Annotated in this window: 24 protein-coding genes and 1 pseudogene; 18 read left to right on the top strand and 7 right to left on the bottom strand. The window is 65.3% G+C overall.

What is annotated here, in order from left to right:
* Window positions 1-55 precede the first annotated feature (55 nt).
* On the bottom strand, window positions 56-1450 hold the full coding sequence (locus HU825_RS16825) for a class II fumarate hydratase (protein ID WP_234302517.1): 1395 nt from the start codon (window positions 1448-1450) through the stop codon (window positions 56-58).
* A gap of 146 nt (window positions 1451-1596) precedes the next feature.
* On the opposite strand from HU825_RS16825, the gene HU825_RS16820 reads away from it, so the two are divergent.
* From HU825_RS16820 to HU825_RS18960, 7 genes and pseudogenes are all read left to right on the top strand, one after another.
* Window positions 1597-2103: a DUF2059 domain-containing protein gene (locus HU825_RS16820; RefSeq protein ID WP_054093248.1), complete on the top strand. Its 507-nt coding sequence runs from the start codon at window positions 1597-1599 to the stop codon at window positions 2101-2103.
* Between the two features lie 10 nt (window positions 2104-2113).
* Window positions 2114-2410 carry a BolA family protein gene (locus tag HU825_RS16815; protein WP_043297175.1) on the top strand — a complete coding sequence of 99 codons (297 nt, stop codon included), beginning with the start codon at window positions 2114-2116 and terminating at the stop codon, window positions 2408-2410.
* A 144-nt stretch (window positions 2411-2554) separates the two neighbouring features.
* Complete coding sequence (locus HU825_RS16810) at window positions 2555-3490, top strand: oxygen-dependent tRNA uridine(34) hydroxylase TrhO (RefSeq protein WP_234302516.1); 936 nt, start codon at window positions 2555-2557, stop codon at window positions 3488-3490.
* An 84-nt stretch (window positions 3491-3574) separates the two neighbouring features.
* The gene (locus HU825_RS16805) at window positions 3575-4207 is read left to right on the top strand and encodes a DsbA family protein (protein WP_054093246.1); all 633 of its coding nucleotides are present in this window, start codon (window positions 3575-3577) and stop codon (window positions 4205-4207) included.
* Entirely contained in the window at window positions 4200-5978 is a 1779-nt protein-coding gene (locus HU825_RS16800; RefSeq protein WP_043297172.1) for an ABC transporter ATP-binding protein, read from the top strand. The genes HU825_RS16805 and HU825_RS16800 overlap by 8 nt, the downstream gene beginning before the upstream one ends.
* A gap of 127 nt (window positions 5979-6105) precedes the next feature.
* Window positions 6106-7152, top strand: a pseudogene (locus HU825_RS18965) (methyl-accepting chemotaxis protein); the annotation flags it as partial.
* 33 nt (window positions 7153-7185) lie between these two features.
* Window positions 7186-8058: a methyl-accepting chemotaxis protein gene (locus HU825_RS18960; RefSeq protein ID WP_431978478.1), complete on the top strand. Its 873-nt coding sequence runs from the start codon at window positions 7186-7188 to the stop codon at window positions 8056-8058.
* 63 nt (window positions 8059-8121) lie between these two features.
* On the opposite strand, the gene HU825_RS16790 is transcribed toward HU825_RS18960, so the two are convergent.
* On the bottom strand, window positions 8122-9162 hold the full coding sequence (locus HU825_RS16790) for a metal-dependent hydrolase (protein ID WP_234302515.1): 1041 nt from the start codon (window positions 9160-9162) through the stop codon (window positions 8122-8124).
* A 135-nt stretch (window positions 9163-9297) separates the two neighbouring features.
* Between HU825_RS16790 and arfB the strand changes: the two genes are divergently transcribed.
* Window positions 9298-9711, top strand: a complete 414-nt coding sequence (arfB, locus tag HU825_RS16785; RefSeq protein ID WP_234302514.1) for an alternative ribosome rescue aminoacyl-tRNA hydrolase ArfB — start codon at window positions 9298-9300, stop codon at window positions 9709-9711.
* A gap of 7 nt (window positions 9712-9718) precedes the next feature.
* Here the strand turns inward: arfB and HU825_RS16780 are convergent, their stop codons facing one another.
* The 3 genes from HU825_RS16780 to HU825_RS16770 form a co-directional block, all read right to left on the bottom strand.
* On the bottom strand, window positions 9719-11023 hold the full coding sequence (locus HU825_RS16780) for an MFS transporter (RefSeq protein WP_234302513.1): 1305 nt from the start codon (window positions 11021-11023) through the stop codon (window positions 9719-9721).
* A gap of 164 nt (window positions 11024-11187) precedes the next feature.
* Window positions 11188-12513, bottom strand: coding sequence for a DUF2254 domain-containing protein (locus HU825_RS16775; protein WP_234302512.1), 1326 nt, complete (start codon window positions 12511-12513; stop codon window positions 11188-11190).
* Between the two features lie 33 nt (window positions 12514-12546).
* Window positions 12547-13479 carry a LysR family transcriptional regulator gene (locus HU825_RS16770; protein WP_008570279.1) on the bottom strand — a complete coding sequence of 311 codons (933 nt, stop codon included), beginning with the start codon at window positions 13477-13479 and terminating at the stop codon, window positions 12547-12549.
* A gap of 124 nt (window positions 13480-13603) precedes the next feature.
* Here HU825_RS16770 and HU825_RS16765 point away from each other — a divergent pair, with 124 nt between their 5' ends.
* From HU825_RS16765 to HU825_RS16720, 10 genes are all read left to right on the top strand, one after another.
* Window positions 13604-14425: an HTD2 family dehydratase gene (locus HU825_RS16765; RefSeq protein ID WP_234302511.1), complete on the top strand. Its 822-nt coding sequence runs from the start codon at window positions 13604-13606 to the stop codon at window positions 14423-14425.
* A gap of 70 nt (window positions 14426-14495) precedes the next feature.
* Window positions 14496-15659 (top strand): acyl-CoA dehydrogenase family protein, encoded by a 1164-nt coding sequence (locus tag HU825_RS16760; protein ID WP_234302510.1) that lies wholly within the window; start codon window positions 14496-14498, stop codon window positions 15657-15659.
* Window positions 15660-15770: 111 nt separating this feature from the next.
* Window positions 15771-16163: a VOC family protein gene (locus HU825_RS16755; RefSeq protein WP_234302509.1), complete on the top strand. Its 393-nt coding sequence runs from the start codon at window positions 15771-15773 to the stop codon at window positions 16161-16163.
* Complete coding sequence (locus tag HU825_RS16750) at window positions 16160-17512, top strand: MmgE/PrpD family protein (protein ID WP_234302508.1); 1353 nt, start codon at window positions 16160-16162, stop codon at window positions 17510-17512. Before HU825_RS16755 ends, HU825_RS16750 begins: the two co-directional genes overlap by 4 nt.
* A gap of 144 nt (window positions 17513-17656) precedes the next feature.
* Window positions 17657-18862, top strand: coding sequence for a CaiB/BaiF CoA transferase family protein (locus HU825_RS16745; protein ID WP_234302507.1), 1206 nt, complete (start codon window positions 17657-17659; stop codon window positions 18860-18862).
* A gap of 20 nt (window positions 18863-18882) precedes the next feature.
* Window positions 18883-19710 carry an HpcH/HpaI aldolase/citrate lyase family protein gene (locus tag HU825_RS16740; protein ID WP_234302506.1) on the top strand — a complete coding sequence of 276 codons (828 nt, stop codon included), beginning with the start codon at window positions 18883-18885 and terminating at the stop codon, window positions 19708-19710.
* 53 nt (window positions 19711-19763) lie between these two features.
* Entirely contained in the window at window positions 19764-20768 is a 1005-nt protein-coding gene (locus HU825_RS16735; protein WP_234302505.1) for a TRAP transporter substrate-binding protein, read from the top strand.
* Between the two features lie 115 nt (window positions 20769-20883).
* Entirely contained in the window at window positions 20884-21774 is an 891-nt protein-coding gene (locus HU825_RS16730) for an alpha/beta fold hydrolase (protein WP_234302504.1), read from the top strand.
* A gap of 369 nt (window positions 21775-22143) precedes the next feature.
* A complete protein-coding gene (locus HU825_RS16725) occupies window positions 22144-22524 on the top strand; it encodes a hypothetical protein (protein ID WP_224109948.1) in 381 nt (126 codons plus the stop codon).
* A gap of 106 nt (window positions 22525-22630) precedes the next feature.
* Window positions 22631-23131 carry a hypothetical protein gene (locus HU825_RS16720; protein ID WP_234302503.1) on the top strand — a complete coding sequence of 167 codons (501 nt, stop codon included), beginning with the start codon at window positions 22631-22633 and terminating at the stop codon, window positions 23129-23131.
* Between the two features lie 224 nt (window positions 23132-23355).
* Here HU825_RS16720 and HU825_RS16715 read toward each other — a convergent pair whose 3' ends face one another.
* Both HU825_RS16715 and HU825_RS16710 read right to left on the bottom strand, forming a co-directional pair.
* Window positions 23356-24291 carry a hydroxymethylglutaryl-CoA lyase gene (locus HU825_RS16715; protein WP_234302502.1) on the bottom strand — a complete coding sequence of 312 codons (936 nt, stop codon included), beginning with the start codon at window positions 24289-24291 and terminating at the stop codon, window positions 23356-23358.
* 146 nt (window positions 24292-24437) lie between these two features.
* A complete protein-coding gene (locus HU825_RS16710) occupies window positions 24438-25640 on the bottom strand; it encodes a CaiB/BaiF CoA transferase family protein (RefSeq protein WP_104098189.1) in 1203 nt (400 codons plus the stop codon).
* Window positions 25641-25741 lie beyond the last annotated feature (101 nt).

Genomic DNA, 25741 nt, shown 5'->3' with positions numbered 1-25741 from the left:
TAACCGCGCAGCGTTATCCACCGGCGGAGTCGCCCGCCGCATCAGGCAAGCCTGCTCAACCCTGCTTGCCGGATTCGAGCATGCTTTCCGGGCGCACCCACTGGTCGAACTCCTCATCGGTCAGGTAGCGCAGCTCCAGCGCGGCCTCGCGCAGCGTCTTGTTCTCGGCGTAGGCCTTCTTGGCGATCTCCGCTGCCTTGTCGTAGCCGATGTGCGGGTTCAAGGCGGTGACCAGCATCAGCCCTCGCTCCAGGTGCTCGGCCATGCGCGTCGGGTCCGGCTCCAGTCCCACCACGCAGTGCGTGTTGAAATTGCGGCAGCCATCGGCCAGCAGACGGATCGATTGCAGCAGGTTGTGGATGATCACCGGTTTGAACACGTTGAGCTGCAGGTGACCCTGGCTGGCAGCGAAACCGATGGTCACGTCATTGCCCATCACCTGGCAGGCGAGCATCGACAGCGCCTCGCACTGGGTCGGGTTGACCTTGCCGGGCATGATCGAACTGCCGGGCTCGTTGGCCGGCAGCCGCACTTCGGCGAAACCGCCACGCGGACCGGAGCCGAGCAGGCGCAGGTCGTTGGCGATCTTCATCAGCGCCACGGCGAGCGTCTTCAGCGCGCCGGACAGCGCCACCAGCGGTTCGTGACCCGACAGCGCGGCGAACTTGTTCGGCGCCGAGACGAAGGGCAATCCCGACAGCGCCGCCAGTTCCGCCGCAATGGCCTCCGCGAAGCCGTGCGGCGCGTTCAGCCCGGTGCCCACCGCCGTGCCGCCCTGGGCCAGCTCGTAGACCGCTGGCAGGGTATGGCGAATCGCTTGCTCGGCGATATCCAGCTGGGCGACGAAGGCCGACAGTTCCTGGCCGAAGGTGATTGGCGTGGCATCCATCATGTGCGTGCGCCCGGTCTTGACCAGCTTGCCATAGCGTGCCGCCTGCTCGGCGAGGCCGCCGGACAGCTCGGCGATGGCTGGCAGCAACTGGTCATGGATCGCCTTCGCGGTGGCGATGTGCATCGCCGTGGGGAAGCAGTCGTTGGAACTCTGCGCGCGGTTGACGTGATCGTTGGGGTGCACCGGGCTCTTGCCGCCGCGAGTGCCGCCGGCCAGCTCGTTGGCGCGCCCGGCGATCACCTCGTTGACGTTCATGTTGCTCTGCGTGCCGCTGCCGGTTTGCCAGACCACCAGCGGAAACTGGTCGTCATGCTGGCCGTGCAGCACCTCGTCGGCGGCCTGTTCGATCAGCCGGGCCACGTCGGGTGGCAGGTCGCCGATACGGTCGTTGACCCGCGCCGCGGCCTTCTTGATCAGCGTCAGCGCGTGCAGCACGGCCAGCGGCATGCGCTGGTCGCCAATGGCGAAATTGACCAGCGAGCGCTGCGTCTGCGCCCCCCAGTAGGCCTGCTGGGGTACCTCGATCGGGCCCAGACTGTCGGTTTCAGTGCGTGTCATGCCGTGCTCCTGATGAGTGATCGAAGGTTAGGCTGCCGGGCGGCACTACGGGTTCCGTGCGGCGGGACCGGTTCTTGAGGCATTGGAACTCCGGGCGCAGAATGTGTCCATTGAGGGCTACCTATCGCCCATTCAGGAAAAATCCAATGTCCATGTTGCGTGTTTTCAGTGTCTGCACCGCCCTCATTCTCTCCCTTGCCAGCGTCGCGGCTAATGCCGACCAGGCCAGCCATGCGCGCAATGCCGAGCGCTTCCTGCAGCTGGCCAACGCCGACCGGCTCGCCGTGCCGGTGTATGCCCAGGTGCAGCAGATGTTCGCCCAGCGTTTCGCCGAAACCCAGGCGCCGGAGAACAAGAAGGCGCTGCTCGAGCGCTATCAGGCCAAGGCCAATACGGCGCTGGATCAGGCCATCGGCTGGAAGAAGCTCGAGCCCGAGCTGGTCAGCATATACACCTCGCAGTTCACCGAGCGGGAGCTGGCCGAGCTGATCGAGTTCTACGAATCGCCGCTGGGCAAGAAGATGCTCGACAAGCTGCCGGAACTCAACGCGCGTTCGGCCCAGCTGACGCAGAAGAAGCTCGAAGCCGCCGTGCCGGAAGTGAACAAGCTGTTGGCCGAGATGACGGCCGAACTCGATACCCAGAAGCCCTGATGGAGCCAGAATGTCCAAGCTCGAACTGATTCAGAACGCCCTGCAGGCGCTCGAACCGCAGCACCTCGAGGTGTTCGACGAGAGCCACATGCACAGCCGCGGTCGCGAAACGCACTACAAGGCGGTGATCGTCAGCCAGCAGTTCGCCGGGCTGAACTCGGTCAAGCGTCATCAGAAGGCCTACGCTGCAATGGGCGAACTGATGCCGCAGGTGCACGCGCTGGCGCTGCACACCTACACCCCCGAAGAGTGGGCGCAGCAGAGCGCCGTGCCGGCCTCGCCGGTGTGCGCCGGCGGGCACAAGTAACCTCGCCGAGGTCGTTCGGCGCCTGCGAGCGCGCCAGCAGCGACTTGTTTGCTAGAATTCGCACCCCGCGCCGGCTCACGCCGGCGCTTTCGTTTCGCTGTCCCGTCCGCCCTTTGCGAGGGCGACCACCGGAGGAAAATCGGCATGACTGCGAAGATCGTCGTCGCGGCGCTGTACAAGTTCGTCGCCCTGCCGGATTACGTCGCGCTGCGCCAACCGCTGCTCGACACGCTCACCGCCCACGGCATTCGCGGTACGCTGCTGCTGGCCGAGGAGGGCATCAATGGCACCGTTTCCGGCAGCCGCGCGGCGATCGATGCGCTGCTCGCCTGGTTCGCCCGCGACCCACGGCTGGCCGATATCGACCACAAGGAGTCGTACTGCGACGAGCAGCCGTTCTACCGCACCAAGGTCAAGCTGAAGAAGGAAATCGTCACCCTCGGTGTGTCCGGCGTCGACCCCAACCAGCGCGTCGGCACCTACGTCGAACCGAAGGACTGGAACGCGTTGGTCGACGATCCCGAGGTGCTGCTGATCGATACGCGCAACGACTACGAGGTCGCCATCGGCACCTTCGAGGGCGCGGTCGATCCCAAGACCGCCTCCTTCCGCGAGTTTCCCGAGTACATCAAGGCGCATTACGACCCGGCCCGGCACAAGAAGGTGGCGATGTTCTGCACCGGCGGCATCCGCTGCGAGAAGGCGTCGAGCTACATGCTCGGCGAGGGCTTCGAGGAGGTCTATCACCTCAAGGGCGGCATCCTCAAATACCTGGAAGAGGTGCCGGAGGCCGAGAGCCGCTGGCGTGGCGACTGCTTCGTGTTCGACAACCGCGTGACCGTGCGGCACGACCTGTCGGCCGGCGATTTCGACCTCTGCCATGCCTGCCGTCAGCCGATCTCCGTGGAAGACCGGCAGTCCCCGCACTACGCTGCCGGTATCAGCTGCCCGCACTGCTGGGACAGCCTCAGCGAGAAGACCCGTGCCAGCGCTCGCGAACGGCAGAAACAGATCGAACTGGCGCGCCAGCGCAACCAGCCGTCGCCCATCGGCCGCGATCCGCGGCAACCGGACGCATGAACACCGAGGCGCTGGCGGCCTAGTCTGCGCGCCGCGCCGAGATCCGACCGGCCCACCGACATTGACCACCGTCCCGGAGAAACCATGAGCGCTCGACTGATCTACGTGATGGACCCGATGTGTTCCTGGTGCTGGGGCTTCGCGCCGGTGCTGCAGGCGCTGGCCGAGCAGGCGCAGGCGTGCGATGTGCCGCTGACGCTGGTGGTCGGCGGCCTGCGTCGCGAGCGCGCGGCGATGGATCAGACCGGCCGGACACGCACCTTGTCGTACTGGCAGGCGGTCCACGATGCCACCGGTCAGCCGTTCAACTTCGACGCCGGCCTGCCCGAAGGACTGGTCTACGACACCGAGCCGGCCTGCCGGGCGCTGGTGGCGGCGCGCAGCCTGGCGCCGGAGCGCGTCTGGCCGCTGGCGCAACTGATCCAGCAGGCGTTCTACGCCGAGGGGCGCGATGTGACCCTGCCGGCGCAGCTGGTCGAGCTGGCCGAGGCCGCCGGTATCCCGCGTATCGAATTCGCCGAGCGCTTCGACTCGGCGGACAGCCGTGCCGTCACCGAAGGCGACTTCACCTGGGCACAGAACCTCGGCATCGCCGGCTTTCCGACCCTGCTCGCCGAGCGTCACGGCCAGCTGGCGTTGCTGACCAACGGCTATCAACCGCTGGAGCAGCTCGCGCCGCTGCTGGCGCGCTGGCTGGAGCGCAACGTCCATGCCTGACCGGCTCAGCTGGGCGGAGATTCGCCGCCTCGCCCTGCATCATCGCAAGGCGCTGATCCTCGCCAACCTGGTCGCCGTGCTGGCGACGCTGTGCAGTGTGCCGATTCCGTTACTGCTGCCGCTGCTGGTCGACGAAGTGCTGCTGGGGCAGGGCGATAGCGCGCTGCGGGTCATGGACCGGCTGCTGCCGGCGGGCTGGCAGACGGCTGCTGGCTACATCGGCCTGATGCTCGCCGTGACGCTGCTGTTGCGCGCCTCGGCGTTGGTGTTCAACGTCCTGCAGGCCCGGCTGTTCGCGCGGCTGTCCAAGGACATCGTCTACCGCATCCGCGTGCGACTGATCGAACGGCTCAAGCGCATCGCCCTGGCCGAGTACGAAAGTCTTGGCGGCGGCACGGTGGCGGCGCACCTGGTCACTGATCTGGAAACCATCGACAAATTCATCGGCGAGACCCTCAGTCGCCTGCTGGTGGCGCTGCTGTCGATCGTCGGCACCGCGGCGATCCTGGTGTGGATGCACTGGCAGCTGGCGCTGCTGATCCTGCTGTTCAACCCGCTGGTGATCTACGCCACGGTGCAGCTGGGCAAGCGTGTCAAACACCTGAAGAAGCTGGAAAACGACAGCACCGCCGGCTTCACCCAGGCGCTGACCGAAACCCTCGACGCGATCCAGGAGGTGCGCGCCGGTAATCGCCAGGGCTTCTTCCTCGGCCGGCTGGGGCTGAAGGCGCGCGAGGTTCGCGATTACGCCGTAGCCTCGCAATGGAAGACCGATGCCTCCAACCGCGCCAGCGGCCTGCTGTTCCAGTTCGGCATCGACGTGTTTCGCGCCGCGGCGATGCTCACCGTGCTGTTCTCCGACCTGTCCATCGGCCAGATGCTCGCGGTGTTCAGTTACCTGTGGTTCATGATCGGCCCGGTGGAGCAGCTGCTCAGCCTGCAGTACGCCTACTACGCCGCCGGAGGAGCGCTGACGCGCATCAACCAGCTGCTGGCACGCGCCGACGAACCGCAGTACGCCGGCAGCCAGGACCCGTTCGCCGGGCACGACACCGTGGCCATAGAGGTGCGCGGGCTGCAGTTTTCCTATCAGGACGAGCCGGTACTGGAGGGCTTGGACCTGACCATCGCCGCCGGCGAGAAGGTGGCCATCGTCGGCGCCAGCGGCGGCGGCAAGAGCACGCTGGTGCAGTTGTTGCTGGGGCTGTATCAGCCGCAGGCGGGGGAAATCCGCTTCGGTGGCGTGCCGCTGCCGGACATCGGCCTGAACACCGTGCGCGACAACGTCGCGGTGGTGCTGCAGCACCCGGCGCTGTTCAACGACACGGTGCGTGCCAACCTCTGCATGGGCCGCGAACGCGACGACGCCAGTTGCTGGCGCGCGCTGGAGATCGCCCAGCTGGCCGAGACCGTGCGCCAGCTGCCGCAGGGGCTGGACAGCATCGTCGGCCGCTCCGGCGTACGCCTGTCCGGTGGGCAGCGCCAGCGCCTGGCGGTGGCGCGGATGGTGCTGGCCGAGCCCAAGGTGGTGATCCTCGACGAAGCCACCTCGGCGCTGGATGCGGCCACCGAATATGCGCTGCATCAGCAGCTGGCGCGTTTCCTCGAGGGCCGCACCACGCTGATCATCGCCCACCGCCTGTCGGCGGTTAAGCAGGCCGACCGCGTGCTGGTGTTCGATGGCGGGCGCATCGCCGAACAGGGCGAGCATCGCCAGCTGATCGCCGAGGGCGGGCTCTACGCCAGGCTCTACGGCGATCTGCAGCATTGACGGGGACGCCCGCAGCCCGGCTGTCTGGCCGCCAGTCGCCTGGCGCCAAAAAAATCTAATTATTTACTCAACTATTAGTAAGCTCGGCCGACTTGCACTCCGTGCCTGACCAAACGGAAGTTCTCTGATGCGATCGCTTACCCAACTCTTCACTCATCTGTCCGTCGGTAAGAAGCTGGCTCTCGGTTTCGGCATGGTGCTGCTGCTGACCCTCGCCGTGGCGGCCACCGGCTTTGTTGCGGTAGACGCCACCGTGGCGCGTTCGCAGCAGATCAGCCAGGTGGCGCAGATCAACGCCGATATCCTCGACGCCCGTGGGCTGGAGCGCGATTACGCGCTGACCCGCCAGGAGCAGTCAGCCACCGCGCTTGGCGAGGTGCTGGGAAAACTGAATCGCGAGCTGGATGCCCTGGCGGCGGACGCCGGCACGGCCGAGCAGGCCAACCTGCAGCAGATTCGCCAGGCCGCGCAGGAATACGGCCGGCTGTTCGACCAGTATCGCCAGCTGATTATCCGTGGCGCCGAGCTGCGCGTGCGTATGGGCACGGCGGCGCAGACCAGCCGCGAAGAGTTCGAGTTCATCGAGCTGGACATGTACGACGCCGTGCGGGCGCTGCGTCTGGAGGGGGATCGCCTGAAAGGCAGCGATCCGCTGACTGTCGCCGAGGCCACCTCGGGGCTGACCAAGAACATCCTCGACCTGCGTACCCAGGAGAACGCCTACGTCGCCACCAGCGCCGAGGAGAACGCCCGCAACTGGCAATCGCTGCACACCGATGTCGTCACCATCGGCAGCAACCTGAAGATCTGGCTGAACGACGAGCAGAAAACCTCGATGGACACCGCGCTCGCCGAGCTGGAGGCCTATCGCCAAGCGTTCGACGAGTTCCGTGCGAACCGCGGCAAGCGCCTCGACGTGGAGCAGCAGATGGCCGAGCAGTCGCGCGTGGTGATCGCGGCCGCCGAGCAGACGCTGGCGGCCGCCACCGAGCAGATGCACGCGCAGCGCGCGAGCACCTACCTGCTGTTGGCGGTGATCGGTGCACTGGCGATTCTCATCGGCCTGCTCGCCGCGGCGGGCATCTCGCGGATGATCGTTGTGCCGCTGCGCCACACCGTGCAGCAGGCGCAGCGGGTGGCTTCTGGCGATCTCACCCAGTCGCAGGCCAGCCAACGCGGCGACGAGCTGGGCCAGCTGCAGAACGCCATGCACGACATGACCGACAGCCTGCGCACGCTGATCGGCCGCATCGGCGGCGGCGTCAGCCAGATCGCCGCAGCGGCCGAACAGCTGTCGGCCGTCACCGCGCAGACCAGCGCCGGTGTGGAGCGCCAGCGCGAGGAAACCGATCAGGTCGCCACCGCCATGAACGAAATGGCCGCCACCGTGCAGGAAGTGGCGCAGAACGCCGAGCAGGCCTCGTTCGCCGCGCGGCAGGCCGACCAGCAGTCACGCCAGGGCGACCAGGTGGTGCGCAGCGCCATCGACGGCATCGGCAACCTGTCTACGGAGGTCGAGCAGTCGGCGCGTGCCATCGAGGAGTTGAACAGTGAGAGCGGGCGCATCGGCAGCGTGCTCGAGGTGATCCGCGCGGTAGCCGAGCAAACCAACCTGCTGGCGCTCAACGCCGCCATTGAGGCCGCGCGTGCCGGCGAGCAGGGGCGCGGCTTTGCCGTGGTCGCCGACGAGGTGCGCGCGCTGGCGCGACGCACGCATGACTCCACCGAGGAGATCGAGGGGCTGATCGGCAATCTGCAGCGCGTCGCGCGCCAGGCTGTCGAGCAGATGGAAACCAGCCGTGGCCTGACCCAGAGCACCGTCGAGCTGGCCAACGAAGCGGGCGCGGCGCTGGGCCGGATTACCGAGTCGGTATCGACCATCGAGCAGATGAATCAGCAGATCGCCGCCGCCGCCGAGGAGCAAAGTGCGGTCGCGGAGAACATTTCCGAGAGTGTCACCCGTGTGCGCGACATCGGCGAGCAGAGCGCCAGCGCCAGCGAACAGACCGCCGCCGCCAGCGCCGAACTGGCGCGTCTGGGGGGCGAGTTGCAGGCGCTGGTCCGGCAGTTCCGTATCTGACACCTGGCCGCTCAGCCAAACCGACCCCGGCCGCGCGCCGGGGTTTTTGTTCGTGGCGGATGCTCAGCGCTGGCCGAGGTCGGCCGCCCAGGCCTGTAGCGGTACTTCGGGATGCTGCTGCCAGATACGTCGCCAGAGCACTTCCAGCCGCGCCAGGTCGCCACGCTCGGCGGGGAGCCGCTCGGCCTCATGCAGCAGCGTCCAGCCGCTGCCGTTGCGTTCGGCCAGGGGGAAGCGGAAGGGGTGATAGCCGGTCATGCCCAGGCGCAAGTCGGTGACCAGCAAGCGTCCGTCCTCCTCGTCGTAGCGTAGAAAACCGCCGCTGAACCATTGCAGGCGCGCGTGCTGTGGCGAATCGGCCAGCACCTGCGCCAGGGGCTCGCCGCGCGGCAGGCTCACGAACTGCGGCGGCGCGTCATCGAACCAGCTGACCAGCGCCTCGTGGTACTGCGCACCGTCAATCAGGATCACCCGCCAGAGCAGGCTGTTGAACGGCGTGGGCGTGCTGAACAGCCGTTCGGCCTGGATACCCGCGCTGGCCATCGCCCTCTCGACCCGTTGCTCGGCCATCTGCTTGCCGGCGACGGTGAAGCCCAGATACAGCGAAGACAACAGCAGCGCCGCCGCCGGCCAGCGCGCGGCACGCCCGCGCAGGCCGAACAGACCGCCGACCAGCACCGCCAGCAGCAGCGGAACGCTGTACAGCGGATCGATGATGAACACGCTCGACCAGGCGATCGGCGGTGTCGGCAACGGCCACAGCAATTGCGTGCCGTAGCTGGTGAACGCATCGAGCAGCACATGGGTGAGCAGTACCAGCCACAGCGTGAGTAGCAGGCGCGTGCCGGAATAGCCGGCATCCGGTCGCCAGCGGCGGATCAGTGCCGTCAGCAGCAGGGCGACGGCACTGACCACGAACAGCGAATGGCTGAAGCCGCGGTGGTAAGTCATGTTCGCCACCGCATCGCCGTAGTCGATGACCACGTCGAAATCCGGCAGCGTGCCGAGCGCGGCGCCGTACAGCAGCGCCTTGCGGCCCTGCCAGCGACCGAGCAGGGCGGCCTGCACGCTGGCGCCGAGTACCGCCTGGGTGATCGAATCCATGGAAAGTCCCTGTACGCGAGGTGGATTACGTTAGCCGAAAGCCCGGCGCGTTTTGCCGGCCAATTGTGTTCAAACCTGTCCGTGACGGCGTGCGCGTAGGACAATCGCCGCGAATCCCGAGTGCGCGAAGGTCCCATGCTGGAAATTTCCGACGCCGTGCAGCTGCCGGATGCCGAGATCGAGTTCACCGCCATTCGCGCCCAGGGCGCTGGTGGGCAGAACGTCAACAAGGTGTCCAGTGCGCTGCACCTGCGCTTCGACATCAAGGCGTCGTCGCTGCCGGCGTTCTACCAGGAACGCCTGCTGGCGCTGCGCGACAGCCGCATCACCGCCGATGGCGTGATCGTCATCAAGGCCCAGCGCTATCGCACGCAGGAGCTGAACCGTGCCGATGCGCTCGAACGGCTCGCCGAGCTGATTCGCAGCGTCGCCAAGGTCGAGAAGGCGCGCCGGCCGACGCGGCCCACGCTGGGCTCGAAGACGCGCCGGCTGGAGGGCAAGAGCAAACGCGGTGCGATCAAGGCCGGACGCGGCAAGGTCGATTACTGAGGCACCATCAGGTGCCGGTGCGTTGCTCCGCCGGCGGCTCTTCGGGTGGCAGATCGTCCAGAGGCTCCTCGCTGAGCGGTTCGGCAGGCACGCTTTCCGGCGCATCGGGCATCAGCTCCATCACCGTGGGGCTGGTGCGCAGCATCGGCGTAAAGTGGCCGTGCGGCTCGGTGACCAGATCGATGACCTTGCGCGGACGATAGAAGGCGTAGAACGCCAGCACACCCAGCGACACCGTGTAGAACAGCGGCAGCGCCACCGGGCCGGCCAGGTGCATCAGGCCGCCGGCGATCACCGGGCCGAGCGCCGCGCCGAAGCCGTTGACCAGCAGCAGGCCGCTGGAACCGGAGAGAATCTCGTCCGGGTTGAGGTGGTCGACCATCTGCGCGACGGCGATGGAATAGATCGAGAACGCCAGCCCGCCCCAGACGAACATTACGCCCAGCAACACCGGGCCGGCTTCGAGCAGCGCCAGGCCGAGCGGCAGCGCCGCGGCCAGCGTGACTACCCAGAGCAGCACGCTGCGCCGCTCGAAGCGATCAGAGAGCAGCCCGATCGGCCATTGCAGCAGCGCGCCGCCGAGAATGGTCACGCTCATCATCAGGCCGATGCCGGCGTCATCGAAGCCGACCTGCCCCGCATAGACCGGAGCCAGCCCCCAGAACCCGCCCAGACAGAAGCCCGAGATGCCGGCCGCCATCAACGGCAGCGGGGCGATGCGCGCCAGTTGCAGCAGGTCGGTCGGCGGCACGTCCGGCAGTGCCGGTTGCGGCTGGCGGGTGAGGGTGATCGGCATCATCGCCGCGCCGATGAGGATGGTCGCCACGGCGAACAGGGTGAATTCCATCGGGCTGTCGAGCCCCAGCAACTGCTGCGCCGCCGCCAGCGAACCGAGGTTGACCGCCATGTACACCGCGAACACCTGGCCGCGCTTCTCGCCGCTGACCTGCGCGTTCAGCCAGCTCTCGATGACCATGTACAGCGTCACCAGCGCGACCCCGTACATCACCCGCAGCACCAGCCACACCCAGGGATTGACGATCAGCACGTGCAGCAGCACGGCGGTCGCCGCCAGCGCGGCGTAGAAGGAAAACGTGCGGATGTGGCCGATACGCCGGATCAGCGAGGGCGCGAGCCAGGTGCCGATCAGGAAGCCGCCGAAATAGCCGGACATCAGCAGGCCGACCATGCCGGTCGAATAGCCCTCGGCGATGCCGCGCAGGGTCAGCAGGGTGTTGAGCAGGCCGTGACCGAGCAGCAGCAGCGCGACGCCGGCGAGCAGTGAACTGATGGGGGCGATTAAAGACTTCATGGGCACACCCTAGGCAGCGAAACAGTCGAAGGCAAGTTTCGGTACGCCGACCCTGGGCCTGCGAAACCTCGTAACCTGCTGATTGGAAAGTAGAAAATCGATTGGGTGGGGTGGCTCATCGCAACACACCGCTCCCTGTGTTGCTGTTGGGCAGCAGCAAACGCTCAGGATTCCCGCAGCAGCGCGCGCGACAGCGGCTCGGCATGACGTACCGCCTGGTTCAGTGACTGCACCGCCTCGGCCATCGCCTGGCGATCCAGCGCGCCGGACAGGGTGATCGATGCCTGTTCGACGACCGCTTCGGCGTGGCGCAGCAGGACACGCTCGGTGGCGCTGTTGCCGGCGGCGTACAGCAGATTCTTGCAGGCCTGCAGCAGCGTCATCAGTACCTGCAGGTCGTTGCTGCCGTAGCGGCGCAGGGGGCCGAACGCCAGCTGCAGCATGGCGTCCAGCTCCAGCTCGCGGATGAACAGGCGCGGCTGGCCCTCGATCGGGGCGACTTCGTGGTCGGGCAGGTGCATGCGCTCGGCCAAGAGCACGCCAAGCATGTCGATCGCCTTGATCGCCGTGCCCGGGTCGTTGATGCCCGGGCTCAAGGCGCGGATGGCGATTTCGACGATCTGCTTGAAGCCGAAGAAGAAGTGTCGGTGGGCGTACTCTTCGACATAGAAGTCGAAGCAGTCCAGCAGCCGGCTCACGCAGTCTTCGTCCAGCTCGCGGTCCAGGCGGATCAGCGGGTGGCCCGGCATGACGAAAAAGCCGTAATGCACCTGGATCGTCATGTGCGCGTTCTGCTCTTCCAGCAGCGCCTGCGCCGCAGAGACGTTCAGCGCCTTGAAGTAGCCCGAACGTCGCGCGCGGATCGTCGTCCAGTGGCTGTCGTCGGGCCAGGGAATCACGTCGCGGTCGTCAAGCTGGCGGCGTCTGGCGTGGAGCTGGCCGAGGGTCTGCTTGTAGACCCGGTTGAGGATGTAGTCGACCTGGATTGACAGCGAAATCGAGCGGATGAAGTAGATGAACAGGCACAGGCAGATCACGCCCAGAAAGAGCGCCAGAAAGACGCCCAGACTCGGCACGTTGATGTCGTCGCCTTCCTGAATGGTGGAAATGAGCATCAGCGAACCGATGATCGTGCCGAGATAGACGCCGAGCACCAGCTGATGACTGCGGCTGCTGATCAGCCCGGGAATGACCCGCGGCGACAGTGAGGAGGCGGCCGAATTGAGCACCACCATGACCATGGAGAAGCTGAACACCATCAGCGAGATGATCCCGCCGACCAGGGTGCCGAGTATCAGCCGGGCGTTCTCGGCGTTTTTCACCACGCCAAGTTCGAGCTGTTCCTTGTAGGGCTGCAGCCAGGTCAGCTCCAGCACGATGGTGATCAGGCACAGGCAGGCCAGGCCCAGGGCGATAAGCGTCGGGTAGAAGGCGATGCTGCCGATGACTCGGTGATACAGGCGAAACAGCCTGTTGGTCAGTGCGGACATGTCAGCTCCCTGCAGAGGTTCGGCGATGCGTGCCTAACCGCCGTTCGGCAGCAAAGGCCGGGCAACGTTCGTTTCGGCGGCTACATTGGGCGCCAGGGTAGCGATCAGGGCCCGCACCGAACCGGGCAGGGCGTCCAGCTCGCGCACCAGGATGCTGCGTTCGCGCACCGCCCAAGGCTCGTCGAGCTGCACCAGCGCCAGCTGCATGGTGCGGCTGTGCCGGCGCGCGGCGGATTCGGGAATGATGCCGATGCCGACACCGGCCTCGATCATCCGACACACCGCCTCGAAGCTCGACACCTGGATGCGCAACGACAGCTGACCGCCGAGCTTTTCCACCTGATCGCGCAGGAAGGTCAGCAGCGTGCTGCCTTCGTGCAGGCCGATGTGCTGGTAGGCCAGGGTCTGGCGCAGAGTCAGGTTCGACTCGCCGGCCAGCGGGTGGCCGACCGGCACCGCCAGCAGCAGGCGGTCGGTGCTGAAATGCAGCACCTGCAAGCCTTCGGCGCGTACCGGGCCGGCGATGATGCCCATGTCGGTGCTGCCATCGAGCACGCCGCGGACGATGTCGCGGCTCAGGCGCTCCTGCAGATCGACCGTCACCCCCGGACGTTGCGCGAGGAAACCCGCCAGCACCTCGGGGAGGAATTCGGTCACCGCCGTGGTGTTGGCGAAGATACGGATGTGGCCGGCCGAATCGGTGCCGTATTCGGTGAACTCGCTTTTCAGGTAATCCACCTGGCGCATGATCAGCCGCGCGTGCTGCAGCAGCTTCTGCCCGGCGGGCGTCAGCTCCACACCACGGCTGTCGCGATACAGCAGGCGGCTGTCGAGCTGGCTTTCCAACGCCTTGATCCGCGCGCTGGCGGCAGCCGGGGAGAGGTGCGCGCGGCGGGCGCCCTGAGTCAGGCTGGGCGATTCGGCGATATGGATAAACAGGCGCAGATCGGCCAGATCGAAATGCATGGACGAGCCTCGTACGGTGATTGGCGTTCAGCTTAGCCGAACGCGGGTGTCGAAAAATACAAATTCCCGGAACGCCGGCTCCATTGCATCCTCGATTCAAACAAGACAACAACCGGTAACCGCAATGACCGATATTTCCGCCTGGATAGGCCGCACCGAAGAAGTTCACGACCAGCTCAGCCGCAACCTGCTGATGCGCATTGCCGCCACGCTCGGCGAGAAGACGCCGGCGCACGGCGAGGCGCTGCCGCCGCTGTGGCAATGGTGTTTCTTCCAGGAGCCGGTGTTCGAGAGCGGTCTCGGCGAAGACGGCCATCCGGCGCGCGGCGGCTTCCTGCCACCGGCCGCCGACCGCAACCGCATGTGGGCCGGCGGCCGGGTCGAGTTCCTCCGTCCGCTGGAGGCCGGCGGCGAGGCAAGGCGGGTTTCCACCATCAAGCACATCGAGGAAAAGCACGGCCGCAGCGGCGCGTTGCTGTTCGTCACCGTGCAGCACGACTACCTGCAAGACGGCCGCCTGGCGATCCGCGAGGAGCAGGACATCGTCTACCGTGAACCCACTCCGCCCAAGGCCAGCAGCGGCGAGCCGATGGTCGCCGGTGACTGGCGCGAGGCGGTGACGCCGACGCCGACGCTGCTATTCCGCTATTCGGCGGTCACCTTCAACGGCCACCGCATCCATTACGACTGGCCCTACGTCACCGAGACCGAAGGCTATGCCGGCCTGGTCGTTCACGGCCCGCTGATCGCAACCTTGAACCTGCGCGCCTTCTGCCGCGCCAATCCCGACGCGCGCCTGCGGCGCTTCGCTTACCGCGGCCTGCGCCCGCTGATCGCGCCGCAGCCGTTCGAGGTCGGCGGCCGCATCGTCGCGCCGGGCAAGGCCGAACTCTGGGCCGGCGACCACAACGGCCTGGCGCAGAAAGCCGAAGTGGAATTCGACTGAATCGTAGGGTGGATAACGGCGCAGCCTTATCCACCGTTGAGGCCGCGTGCCGCACAAGCGAGAAACCGAGATGACCCCGAACAAGACCGAAGAACTGAGCTTCATCCGCGAAGGCGTGCGCGCCCTCTGTGCCGAATTTCCCGCCGAATACTGGCGCAGGATCGACGAGGAAAAGGGCTTCCCGGAAGCCTTCGTCACCGCCATGACCGAGGCCGGCTGGCTCTCGGCGATGATTCCGGAAGAATACGGCGGCTCGGGCCTGGGCCTGGCCGAGGCTTCGGTGATTCTCGAAGAGGTCAACCGTTGCGGCGGCAACTCCGGGACCATCCACGGGCAGATGTACAACATGTTCACCCTGCTCAGAAACGGCAGCGAGGAGCAGAAACGCTACTACCTGCCGAAGCTGGCGAGCGGCGAGCTGCGCCTGCAGTCCATGGGCGTCACCGAGCCGACCACCGGCACCGACACCACCAAGATCAAGACCACGGCGGTGAAGAAGGGCGACAAGTACGTCATCAACGGGCAGAAGGTATGGATCTCGCGCATCCAGCATTCCGACCTGATGATCCTGCTGGCACGCACCACGCCGCTGGCCGAGGTGCAGCGCAAGTCCGAGGGCATGTCGATCTTCCTCGTCGACCTGCGCGAGGCCATCGGCAACGGCCTGACCGTGCAGCCGATCGCCAACATGGTCAACCACGAGACCAACGAGCTGTTCTTCGACAACCTGGAAATCCCCGCCAGCAGCCTGATCGGCGAGGAGGGCAAGGGCTTTCGCTACATCCTCGACGGTCTGAATGCCGAGCGCACGCTGATCGCCGCCGAGTGCATCGGCGATGGCCGCTGGTTCGTCGAGAAGTCCGCGCAGTACGCCCGCGACCGTGTGGTATTCGGCCGGCCCATCGGGCAGAACCAGGGCGTGCAGTTTCCCATCGCCGAAGCGCATATCGAGATCGAGGCCGCCGACCTGATGCGCTGGCGCGCCTGCGAGGAATACGACGCCGGTCGCAATGCCGGGGCGGCCGCCAACATGGCCAAGTACCTCGCAGCGAAGGCCAGCTGGGAGGCCGCCAACGCCTGCCTGCAGACCCACGGCGGCTTCGGCTTCGCCAACGAATACGACGTCGAGCGCAAATTCCGCGAGACGCGGCTGTACCAGGTGGCGCCGATCTCCACCAACCTGATCCTGTCGTACGTGGCCGAGCACCTGCTCGAGCTGCCGCGCTCGTTCTAACGGAGCCGAACGTAGGGTGGAAAACGGCGAAGCCTTTTCCACGCGTACCAAACAGGCGACACAGGTGGAAATGCTGCGCGATTTCCACCCTGCGAAAGAGGGACGTGCGTCATGAACATCAGCCATCTCGACCACTTGGTCCTCACCGTTGCCGATATCGAGACCTCGGTGGACTTCTACACCCGCGTGCTCGGCATGCAGGCGGTGACCTTCGGCGAAGGGCGCAAGGCGCTGGCCTTCGGCAACCAGAAGATCAACCTGCACCAGGCCGGGCGCGAATTCGAGCCCAAGGCCGAGCGTCCCATTCCCGGTTCGGCGGACCTGTGCTTCATCGTCGCCACGCCGCTGGAGCAGGTAATCGCGCACCTTAAGGCGCAGCAGGTCGCCATTCTCGAAGGTCCGGTGCAACGCACCGGCGCCACCGGGCCGATCCGCTCGGTCTACGTTCGCGACCCCGATTTCAATCTGATCGAACTATCCAACCCCCTGGAGCCGAGCGCATGAGCCAGCACACCCGCGCCCTGACCGAATTTCTCGCCGGACTCGCTTACGAGCAGATTCCCGACGCGGTGCTCGCCCGCACCGAAGACCTGTTTCTCGACTGGCTCGGCTCCGCGCTGGCCAGCGCCGGCGCGCATCCGATTCCGCTGTTCGAGCGTTACGCGCAGAAGATGGGTCCGGCCGAAGGACCGGCGCGCATTCTGGTCAACGGCCAGAGCAGCTCGGCCTATTTCGCCGCGCTGGTGAATGCCGCCAGCTCGCACCTGGTGGAGCAGGACGACCTGCACAACAGCTCCGTGTTGCACCCGGCCACCGTGGTGTTTCCCGCTGCGCTGGCGGCGGCGCAGGATCTCGGCAAGTCCGGCCGCGAGCTGTTGGTGGCCTCGGTGGCCGGCTACGAGGCGGGCATCCGCATCGGCGAGTTCCTCGGCCGCTCGCATTACCGCATCTTCCACACCACCGCGACGGTCGGCACCCTGGCCGCGGCGGTGGCCGTTGGCAAGCTGATGGATTTCGACCAGCAGCAGTTCACCCATCTGCTCGGCAGCGCCGGTACGCAAGCGGCGGGGCTGTGGGAGTTTCTCCGTGACGCGGCGGACTCCAAGCAGCTACACACCGCCAAGGCGGCTGCCGATGGCCTGCTCGCCGCCTACCTGACCGCCGATGGCCTGACCGGCGCGCAAGACATTCTCGAAGGCGAGCAGGGCATGGCGGCGGGCATGTCCCGCGATGCCGAGCCGAGCAAGCTGTCCGACCGGCTCGGCACGCGCTGGGCGCTGGCGGAAACCTCGTTCAAGTTCCACGCCTCCTGCCGGCATACCCATCCGGCGGCCGATGCGCTGCTGGCGCTGATGCAGCGCGAGGGGCTCGGGGCCGATGACATTGCCTCGGTCACCACCCGCGTGCACCAGGGCGCGATCGACGTGCTCGGCCGCGTGACGGTGCCGCAGACGGTGCATCAGGCCAAGTTCTCCATGGGCACCGTGCTGGGGCTGATCGCCCTGTACGGCAAGGCCGGCCTGACCGAATTCCACAGCCATGCGCTCAGCGACCCGCGCGTCGGCGAGTTCCGCGAGAAGGTCTCGATGACGCTCGATCCCGAGGTGGACGGCGCCTACCCGGCACGCTGGCTCGGTCGCGTCGAAGTGATCACCGCCGATGGCCGCACGCTGCACGGCGCCATCGACGAGCCGAAGGGCGACCCGAGCAACACGCTGAGCCGCGCCGAGCTGGAGGACAAGTTCCGCCGCCTGGTGCAGTTCTCCGCGGCGCGCAGCGATGACGAGGCGGGCGAATTGATCGACAGGGTCTGGCGTTTGCGCGAGCTGGAGCGGCTGGACGCGCTGGCCTGAACGTAGGGTGGAAAGCGACCGCAGGTCTTTTCCACCGGTTTGTACGGCACCCCGTCGCATCGCTTGGAGCCGGATGGACCTGAACAAACGCGTGGAAATGGCTTCGCCGATTTCCACCCTACGCCGAATTTGCAGGAACCGAACATGAACGACACCCAAGTCAAACCCCGCCCTCTCGATGGCATCACCGTGGTCAGCCTCGAGCACGCCATTGCCGCGCCGTTCTGCACGCGCCAGCTGGCGGACCTCGGTGCGCGGGTAATCAAGGTCGAGCGCCCCGGTGCCGGCGATTTCGCCCGCGGCTATGACGAGCGCGTCGACGGCTTGGCTTCGCATTTCGTCTGGACCAACCGCTCCAAGGAAAGCCTGACCCTCGACGTGAAACAGGACGCCGCCACGCAGGTGCTCGACCAGCTCTTGGCCAAGGCCGACGTGCTGGTGCAGAACCTCGCGCCCGGTGCCGCGGCGCGCATGGGACTGTCGTTCGAAGCGCTGCACGAACGCTTCCCGCGGCTGATCGTCTGCGACATCTCCGGCTACGGTGAAGGCGGCCCGTACGAACAGAAGAAGGCCTATGACCTGCTGATCCAGAGCGAGGGCGGCTTCCTCTCCGTCACCGGCGGGCCGGGCGAAACCGAGATGGCCAAGGCCGGCTGTTCCATCGCCGATATTGCCGCCGGCATGTACGCCTACACCGGCGTGCTGTCGGCGCTGATGCTGCGCGACAAGACCGGCGTCGGCAGCCGCATCGACGTGTCCATGCTGGAAAGCCTGGTCGAGTGGATGGGCTACCCGCTGTATTACGCCTACAAGGGCGCCACGCCGCCGCCGCGCGCCGGTGCCGCGCACGCCACCATCTACCCCTACGGTCCGTTCCCCACCGGCGATGGCGGCACGGTGATGCTCGGCCTGCAGAACGAGCGCGAGTGGCTGCTGTTCTGCGAAAAAGTCCTGCTACAACCGGCACTGGCCAGCGACGCGCGCTTCTCCAGCAACTCGCTGCGCTCGGAACACCGTGCCGAGCTGCGCGCCCTCATCGTCGAGGCGTTCAGCCGGCTGAGCGCCGACGAGGTGATTGCCCGGCTGGATGCCGCACCCATCGCCAACGCTCACGTCAACGACATGGCCGGCGTCTGGGCCCACCCGCAGCTTCAGGCGCGTCAGCGCTGGAGCGAGGTGGACAGCCCGTCCGGCAAGCTGCCAGCGCTGCTGCCGCCGGGGCGCAACGAAGCCTTCACCCCGCGCATGGACCCGATCCCCGCGCTGGGCCAGCACACCGACGCGCTGCTGAGCGAACTCGGCTACGCGCCGGGCGATATCCAGCGCCTGCACGAGCAGGGCGCGGTATGAGCGTGCCCAGGAGCCAGCCCATGAACTCATCGATCATCCGTAGCGCGCTGTTCGTCCCGGCGACCCGCCCGGAGCGCATTTCCAAGGCGCTGGCGAGCGGCGCCGACGCGGTCATCGTCGACCTTGAAGACGCCGTGGCAGAAAGCCTCAAGGCCGAGGCACGTGGCAACCTCGAAGCCTTTCTCGCCGCCACTCCGGACGCACGCGTGCTGGTGCGCATCAATGCGCCGACGCATCCCGAGCAGGCCGCCGACCTGGCGCTCTGCGCACACTATCCCGGCGTCGCTGGCGTGCTGCTGCCGAAAGTGGAAAGCGCGGTGCAGGTGGCGTTGGCGACCGGCTGCGGCAAGCCGGTGTGGCCGATCATCGAGAGCGCGCGCGGGCTGGCGCATCTGGCGGAAATCGCCCACGCCCACGGCGTCGAGCGGCTGTCGTTCGGCTCACTGGACCTGGGGCTGGACCTCGGCCTGGCCAGCGGCAGCGCAGCGGCCGAGCGGATTCTCGATCAGGCACGTTACGCGCTGCTGCTGCAGTCGCGTCTGGCCGGGCTGGCCGCACCGCTGGACAGTGTCTTCCCCGACATCAAGAACCTGCACGGCCTCGCCCAGGCAGTAGCCGATGCCCGCGACATGGGCTTCGGCGGGCTGCTGTGCATCCATCCCGGCCAAATCGCCGTGGTGCATGAAACGCTGATGCCCAGCGCCGCCGAACTCGACTGGGCACACCGCATCCTCGCCGCCGGCGCCAGTGGCGACGGGGTCTTCGTAGTAGACGGACAGATGGTCGATGCCCCCGTCATCGGCCGTGCCCGTCGCCTGCTGCAACGTGCCGGGCAAGCGGTGCCCTGACCGCGCCCATCAAGGCAAACGTACCAACCGACAAAAACAAAAGGGGTACCACCATGCTGAAAACCACACTCAAGGCGCTTGCGTGCGCTTTGTCCCTGAGCGCTGCCGGCCTCGTGCAGGCTGCCGAGACAGCGTCCGCTCCCGTGACCATCAAATTCGCCCACGTAGTGGCGGACAACACACCGAAGGGGCAGGGCGCCCTGCTGTTCAAGAAACTCGCCGAGGAACGCCTGCCGGGCAAGGTGAAGGTCGAGGTCTACCCGAACTCCTCGCTGTTCGGCGACGGCAAGGAAATGGAGGCCCTGCTGCTCGGCGACGTGCACATGCTGGCGCCGTCCCTGGCCAAGTTCGAGCATTACGCCAAGGCCATCCAGATCTATGACCTGCCGTTCCTGTTCGACGACCTGGCGGCAGCCGATCGTTTCCAGAGCGGCCCGCAGGGCAAGGCGCTGCTGCGCGCGATGGAGGATAAGAACATCACCGGCCTGGCCTACTGGCACAACGGCATGAAGCAGCTTTCGGCGAACAAGCCGCTGCGCGAGCCGAAGGATGCCCGCGGGCTGAAATTCCGCGTACAGGCTTCCGCGGTGCTCGACGAGCAGTTCAAGGCCGTGCGCGCCAACCCGCGCAAGATGAGCTTCGCCGAGGTCTATCAGGGCCTGCAGACCGGCGTGGTCAACGGCACCGAGAACACCTGGTCGAACTACGAGAGCCAGAAAGTGCACGAGGTACAGCCCTACATGACCGCCTCCGACCACGGCCTGATCGACTACATGGTGATCACCAACACCCAGTTCTGGAACGGTCTGCCGGAAGACGTGCGCGGCGAGCTGGAAACGATCATGGAAGAGGTCACCGCCGAGGTGAACCGCCAGGCCGACGACCTCAACCAGCAGGCGCGCCAGGCCATCGTCGCCTCCGGCAAGACCGAGATCATCGAACTGTCCCCCGAGCAGCGCGCCAAATGGCGCGAGGCGATGAAGCCGGTGTGGAAGAAGTTCGAGGGTGATATCGGTGCCGAGCTGATCGAAGCGGCGCAGTCAGCCAACCGCTCCTGAGCCATGGGTGGCGCCATAGCGCCGGAAAAACAAACGGGCCTGTCGAATTCGACCGGCCCGTTTTTCATGTCTGGCTGGCTTATGCTGGCCGGCAAACGCGCAAGGAGACGCCGGCATGAGTCGTTACGCCAGGGTCAGCACACCGGTGCTGGATATCGCTTATCTCGAATGGAATCCTCGTGGCCAGCAGGTCGCGGTGCTGGTGCATGGCTGGCCGGATTGCCCGGAAGGCTGGACGCCCGTGGCCGAGCGCCTGGCCGCGGCCGGCTACCGCGTGCTGTGCCCGACACTGCGCGGTTTCGGCCAGACGCGTTTCATCGATCCGCTGACCCCACGCAGCGGTCAGCTGGCGGCACTGGGCCGCGATCTGCTGGATTTCATCGATGCGCTGCGCCTCGATCAGCCAGTGCTGGTCGGCCATGACTGGGGCGCGCGGGCGGTGGCCAATGCCTGCGGGCTGCGCCATCACGCCGCCGCGCGGCTGGTAATGCTCGCGGTGGGCTATGGCACCAATGACCCGAACCAGCACATCTCGCTCAGCCAGGCGCGCAACTACTGGTACCACTGGTACATGGCGACATCGCGCGGCGAGCGCACGGTAGTCGAGGATCGCGCGGCCTTTACGCGGCTGCTGTGGGATACCTGGTCTCCGGCCGGCTGGTACGCCGAGGCGGATTTCATCCAGGCGCTGAAGGCGTTCGACAACCCGGACTGGGCTGCCGTGGTACTGCATTCCTATCGCCACCGTTGGGGCTTCGTCGACGGCGATCCGGCCTACGCATCGGACGAGGCGCTGCTGCAGCCTGCCCCGGTGCTCGCCGTGCCGACGCTGGTGCTGCACGGCGAGGCGGATACCTGCAACGCACCGGAAACCTCGGCGGGCCGCGAGGCCTTGTTCAGCGGCCCATACCACCGACAGCTATTGCCAGGCGTCGGCCATTTCCCCCAGCGCGAAGCGCCACAGGCGGTGGAGGAAGCGATTCTGCGATTCTGTCAGGGGGATTGAGCCGTTGCTACATGCTGCGGGCGGCGAGACCTAACTGTTTTCCGGCCTGCAGTGGTTGGTTTTTTTAGGGCTCTGCTAGGCCTGCCGCTTGTGCTTGCCAGCTTTCGTTTGCCTGGTAGACGTTCGGTGATCTCGACAACTCATCGACGCGGCAATGGTAGAGAGTGCGCCGAAGGTCACAGGCGGGGCAATGTTGGGCGGCAGCAATTTCATGCCTCGTTGGGCTGGTGTATAAACACCCGGCGTCACTGAGAGGCCCGAGCTAGAAGGTCGGAGACAACAGCGAGTGGAATGTTATACACCAAGCCCGTTCGGCGCCTTATATACCACATGGCGTCTAATTATAGTTGGTCTATCAAGGAAGAGTTAATGGATATTATCTCGACAATAAGTACGTCACTTAGCCTGACGAAGCGGCTCCGTGAAATCTCCAAAAATATTGAAGATGCCGAATTTAAAAATCTGCTAGCTGATCTTTCGAGCGAACTTGCTGACCTAAAGTTGGAAGCTACCTCTCTTAAAGAGCGCATCGCTCAGCTCCAAGAAGAAAATAATCTGCTTAAACAGACATCACAGCCCGTTGATGAAAAACCTACTGGAAGAAAGTGGGGCTGCTATATCTTCGAGGCCGACAGTGGTCTGTACTGCCCAGCATGCTGGGACTCAAAACGTCGAAAATCCTCCACCACCCGAGTAGATACTCGATTTCGTCATTGCCCCGTATGCAATGCACCTATTGGGGCCGGCTAACAAGTGGTTCAAATCGTTCGCGTCGCTCACTGGGACGGGCTAAAGCCCGCCCTTTAACCAAACGTTAGGAACTATCCGATTTTCACTCGGAGCAGGAATCAAAGAAATGACAGAGCATTCGCTCCACTCCTCATATCGTGAAAAGCTGATTGAACACTTGCTCATTGGCGAGTTACTCAAACTCTCTTGGAAAATAAAAGACTTTAGTCTCGAAATCTCTAAACCTGAGGTCGACAACTCTGGCTACGATATTATTGCCGAAGCAAACGGTGTCATTAGACATATTCAACTCAAAGCCACATTCATTGGCTCGGCAACCGCAACACAAAAAATCCATGTATCGCTGGCAAAAAAACCATCTGGCTGTGTAGTTTTGGTTCACTTCAACAATGAAACGCTAGAACTCGGGCCGTATTATTTTTTCGGCGCGGCTCCAGGTCAACCACTACCGAGCCTAGAAAATCTAAAAATCGCCAAGCATACAAAAGGTAATGCTTCCGGCCTAAAAACTGAAAGACCAAATATTAGAACTATAAAAAAAGGTAGCTTCATGAAATTTCAAACAATAAATGAGCTATACATCCAATTGTTTGTGGCAAGCTCCTAACAAGTGGTTCAAGCCGTTCGCTTCGCTCACTCGGGATGGCTAAAGCCCGCCCCTTAACCAAACGTTCTGCAGCGGGATCCGCCTGCGCCGACAGTCTCGCTTCTCACCACAAGCACTAGAATCACACCTCATTGCTCGATCCCGCCTTCAGCAGGCTTTGTGCTGTGCCAGTCGCTACTGGACTTGCGCTCATGACGCCACACCGCCGGGCGCTTCGCACGGATTCAAAGGCCGGCGTCCTGCATCCACTTCGGTCTCGGATAACGGCGATCGGCCTTGCCGGCCTTGAGTACCGCGCCCGGCACGTCGTGGCCGACCAGTTGGGGCAGGTCGGCGGCGCATTGCAGCAGGCGGTCGAGATCGACGGCGGTGTCTAGGCCCATGCGCTGGAACATATGCACCAGATCTTCGGTGCAGATATTGCCGCTGGCGCCGGGCGCGTAAGGGCAGCCGCCGAGGCCGCCGAGCGAGGCGTCGAAGCGGTCGATGCCGGCGTTCAGCGCTGCCAGTGCGTTGGCCAGGCCCATGCCGCGGGTGTTGTGGAAGTGTGCGGTGAATACTGCCTGCGGCCAGCTGTTCAGCACTTCGCGGCAGATGCGCTCGACCTGCGCCGGGTCGGCCATGCCGGTGGTGTCGCAGAGGGTGATGCCCTGCACGCCGATCTCCAGCAGGCGTTGCACCAGCTCATAGATGCGCCGCTCGGGCACATCGCCCTCGAAGGGGCAGCCGAAGGTGGTCGATAGCGAGGCGTTGATGAATACGCCACTGCCGCGAGTGACTTCGATGATTTCGCGGAACTGCACCAGCGACTGTTCGGGCGTCATGCGCAGGTTGGCCAGGCCGTGGGTATCGCTGGCCGACATCACCAGGTTGATCTCGTCCACCTCGCAGGCCAGCGCGCGCTCGCAGCCCTTCACGTTGGGCACCAGCACGGTGTACTCGACGCCCTCCGCACGGCGGATGCCACGCATCACGTCCTCGGCGTCGCGCAGGTTGGGGATGGCCTTGGGCGAGGTGAAGGAGGTGACCTCGATCTTCGCCAGCCCGGTCTGCGAGAGGCGGTCGATCAGAGCGATCTTGGCTTCGGTCGGCACGAAGTTCGCTTCGATCTGGAAGCCGTCGCGGGTGGCGACTTCCTGGATATACAGGCGTTTGCTCATGGATGAGTCCTGTCGGTTATGCCCGGTCGTAGGGTGGATGACGCTCCACCCATCCACCGTTTGGGGGGCATGGTGGATGAAAAAAGCGTCATCCACCCTACGCTGTTGGCTTGAAGCTTGTGGCTTGCAGCTTGGCGCTGCTTCTTTCAGATGATCCCGCGTTCGCGCAGGCCCTGGCGTTGTTCATCGGTGAGGCCGAGGCCGGCCAGCACATCGTCGGTGTGCTCGCCCAGTTGCGGGCCGCCTTCGCCGATGCGTCCCGGCGTGCGCGACAGCTTGGGCAGCACGCCCGGCACCTTGAGCGGGCCGGCGAAGGTCTGCACCTGCTCGATCATCTGCCGCGCCAGGTAGTGCGGGTCCTTGACGATATCTGCAGCGGTGTAGGGATAACCGGCCGGCACGCGGGCGCCCTTGAGTGCTTCGATCACCTCGTCGCGGCTGTGCTGGATGGTCCATTCGCCAATGGCGGCATCGATCAGCTCGGCGTGCTGGGCGCGGCCGTCGTTGTGGGCGAAGCGCGGATCATCGGCAAGGTCCTGGCGGCCCATCAGGGTCATCAGGCGCTTGTAGATGCTGTCGCCATTGCCGGCGATCAGCACGTAGGCGCCGTCGTTGCACAAATAGGAATTGGACGGCGTGATGCCGGGCAGGGCACTGCCAGCCGGCTCGCGTACATAGCCGAAGGCGTCGTATTCGGGCACAAGGCTTTCCATCATGGCGAACACCGACTCGTACAGCGCCACGTCGATCTCCTGGCCCTGGCCGCTTCGGTTGCGCTCCTGCAGGGCGAGCAATACACCGATCACGCCATACAGCGAGGACAGCGAATCGCCGATGCTGACGCCGACCCGCACCGGCGGCTGGCCGGGATAGCCGGACAGGTGACGCAGGCCGCCCATGGCTTCGCCGATCACGCCGAAGCCCGGCAGGTCGCGATAGGGGCCGGTCTGGCCGTATCCGGAGATGCGCAGCATGATCAGCCGAGGGTTCAGCTTCGACAGCTCATCCCAGCCCAGACCCCATTCTTCCAGCGTGCCGGGGCGGAAGTTCTCCACCAGGATGTCGGCTTCGGCCACCAGCTGGCGGACGATTTCCTGGCCTTCCGCGGCTTTGAGATCGAGCGTCACCGAGCGCTTGTTGCGCGACTGCACATGCCACCAGAGCGAGGTGCCGTCCTTGAGCTTGCGCCACTTGCGCAACGGGTCGCCGACCTTGGGCGGCTCGATCTTGATCACATCGGCGCCGAATTCGCCGAGCAGCTTGCTGGCGAAAGGGCCGGCGATCAGTTGGCCCATCTCGATCACCTTGAGGCCCTGCAGCGGCAGGTTCTTGTCTGTCTGTTCGCTCATCACGACACCTGTGCCGGTTGATTCATGGTGCCGAGCATGACCGACCCATCGGCAGCGGACAATTGGTCGTTGGCCAAGCATGGCTTCGCGCTCCACGAAGC

Source organism: Pseudomonas phenolilytica, assembly GCF_021432765.1.
Classification (GTDB): Bacteria; Pseudomonadota; Gammaproteobacteria; order Pseudomonadales; family Pseudomonadaceae; genus Stutzerimonas; species Stutzerimonas phenolilytica.
This window is presented reverse-complemented; position numbering and strand designations above follow the sequence as displayed.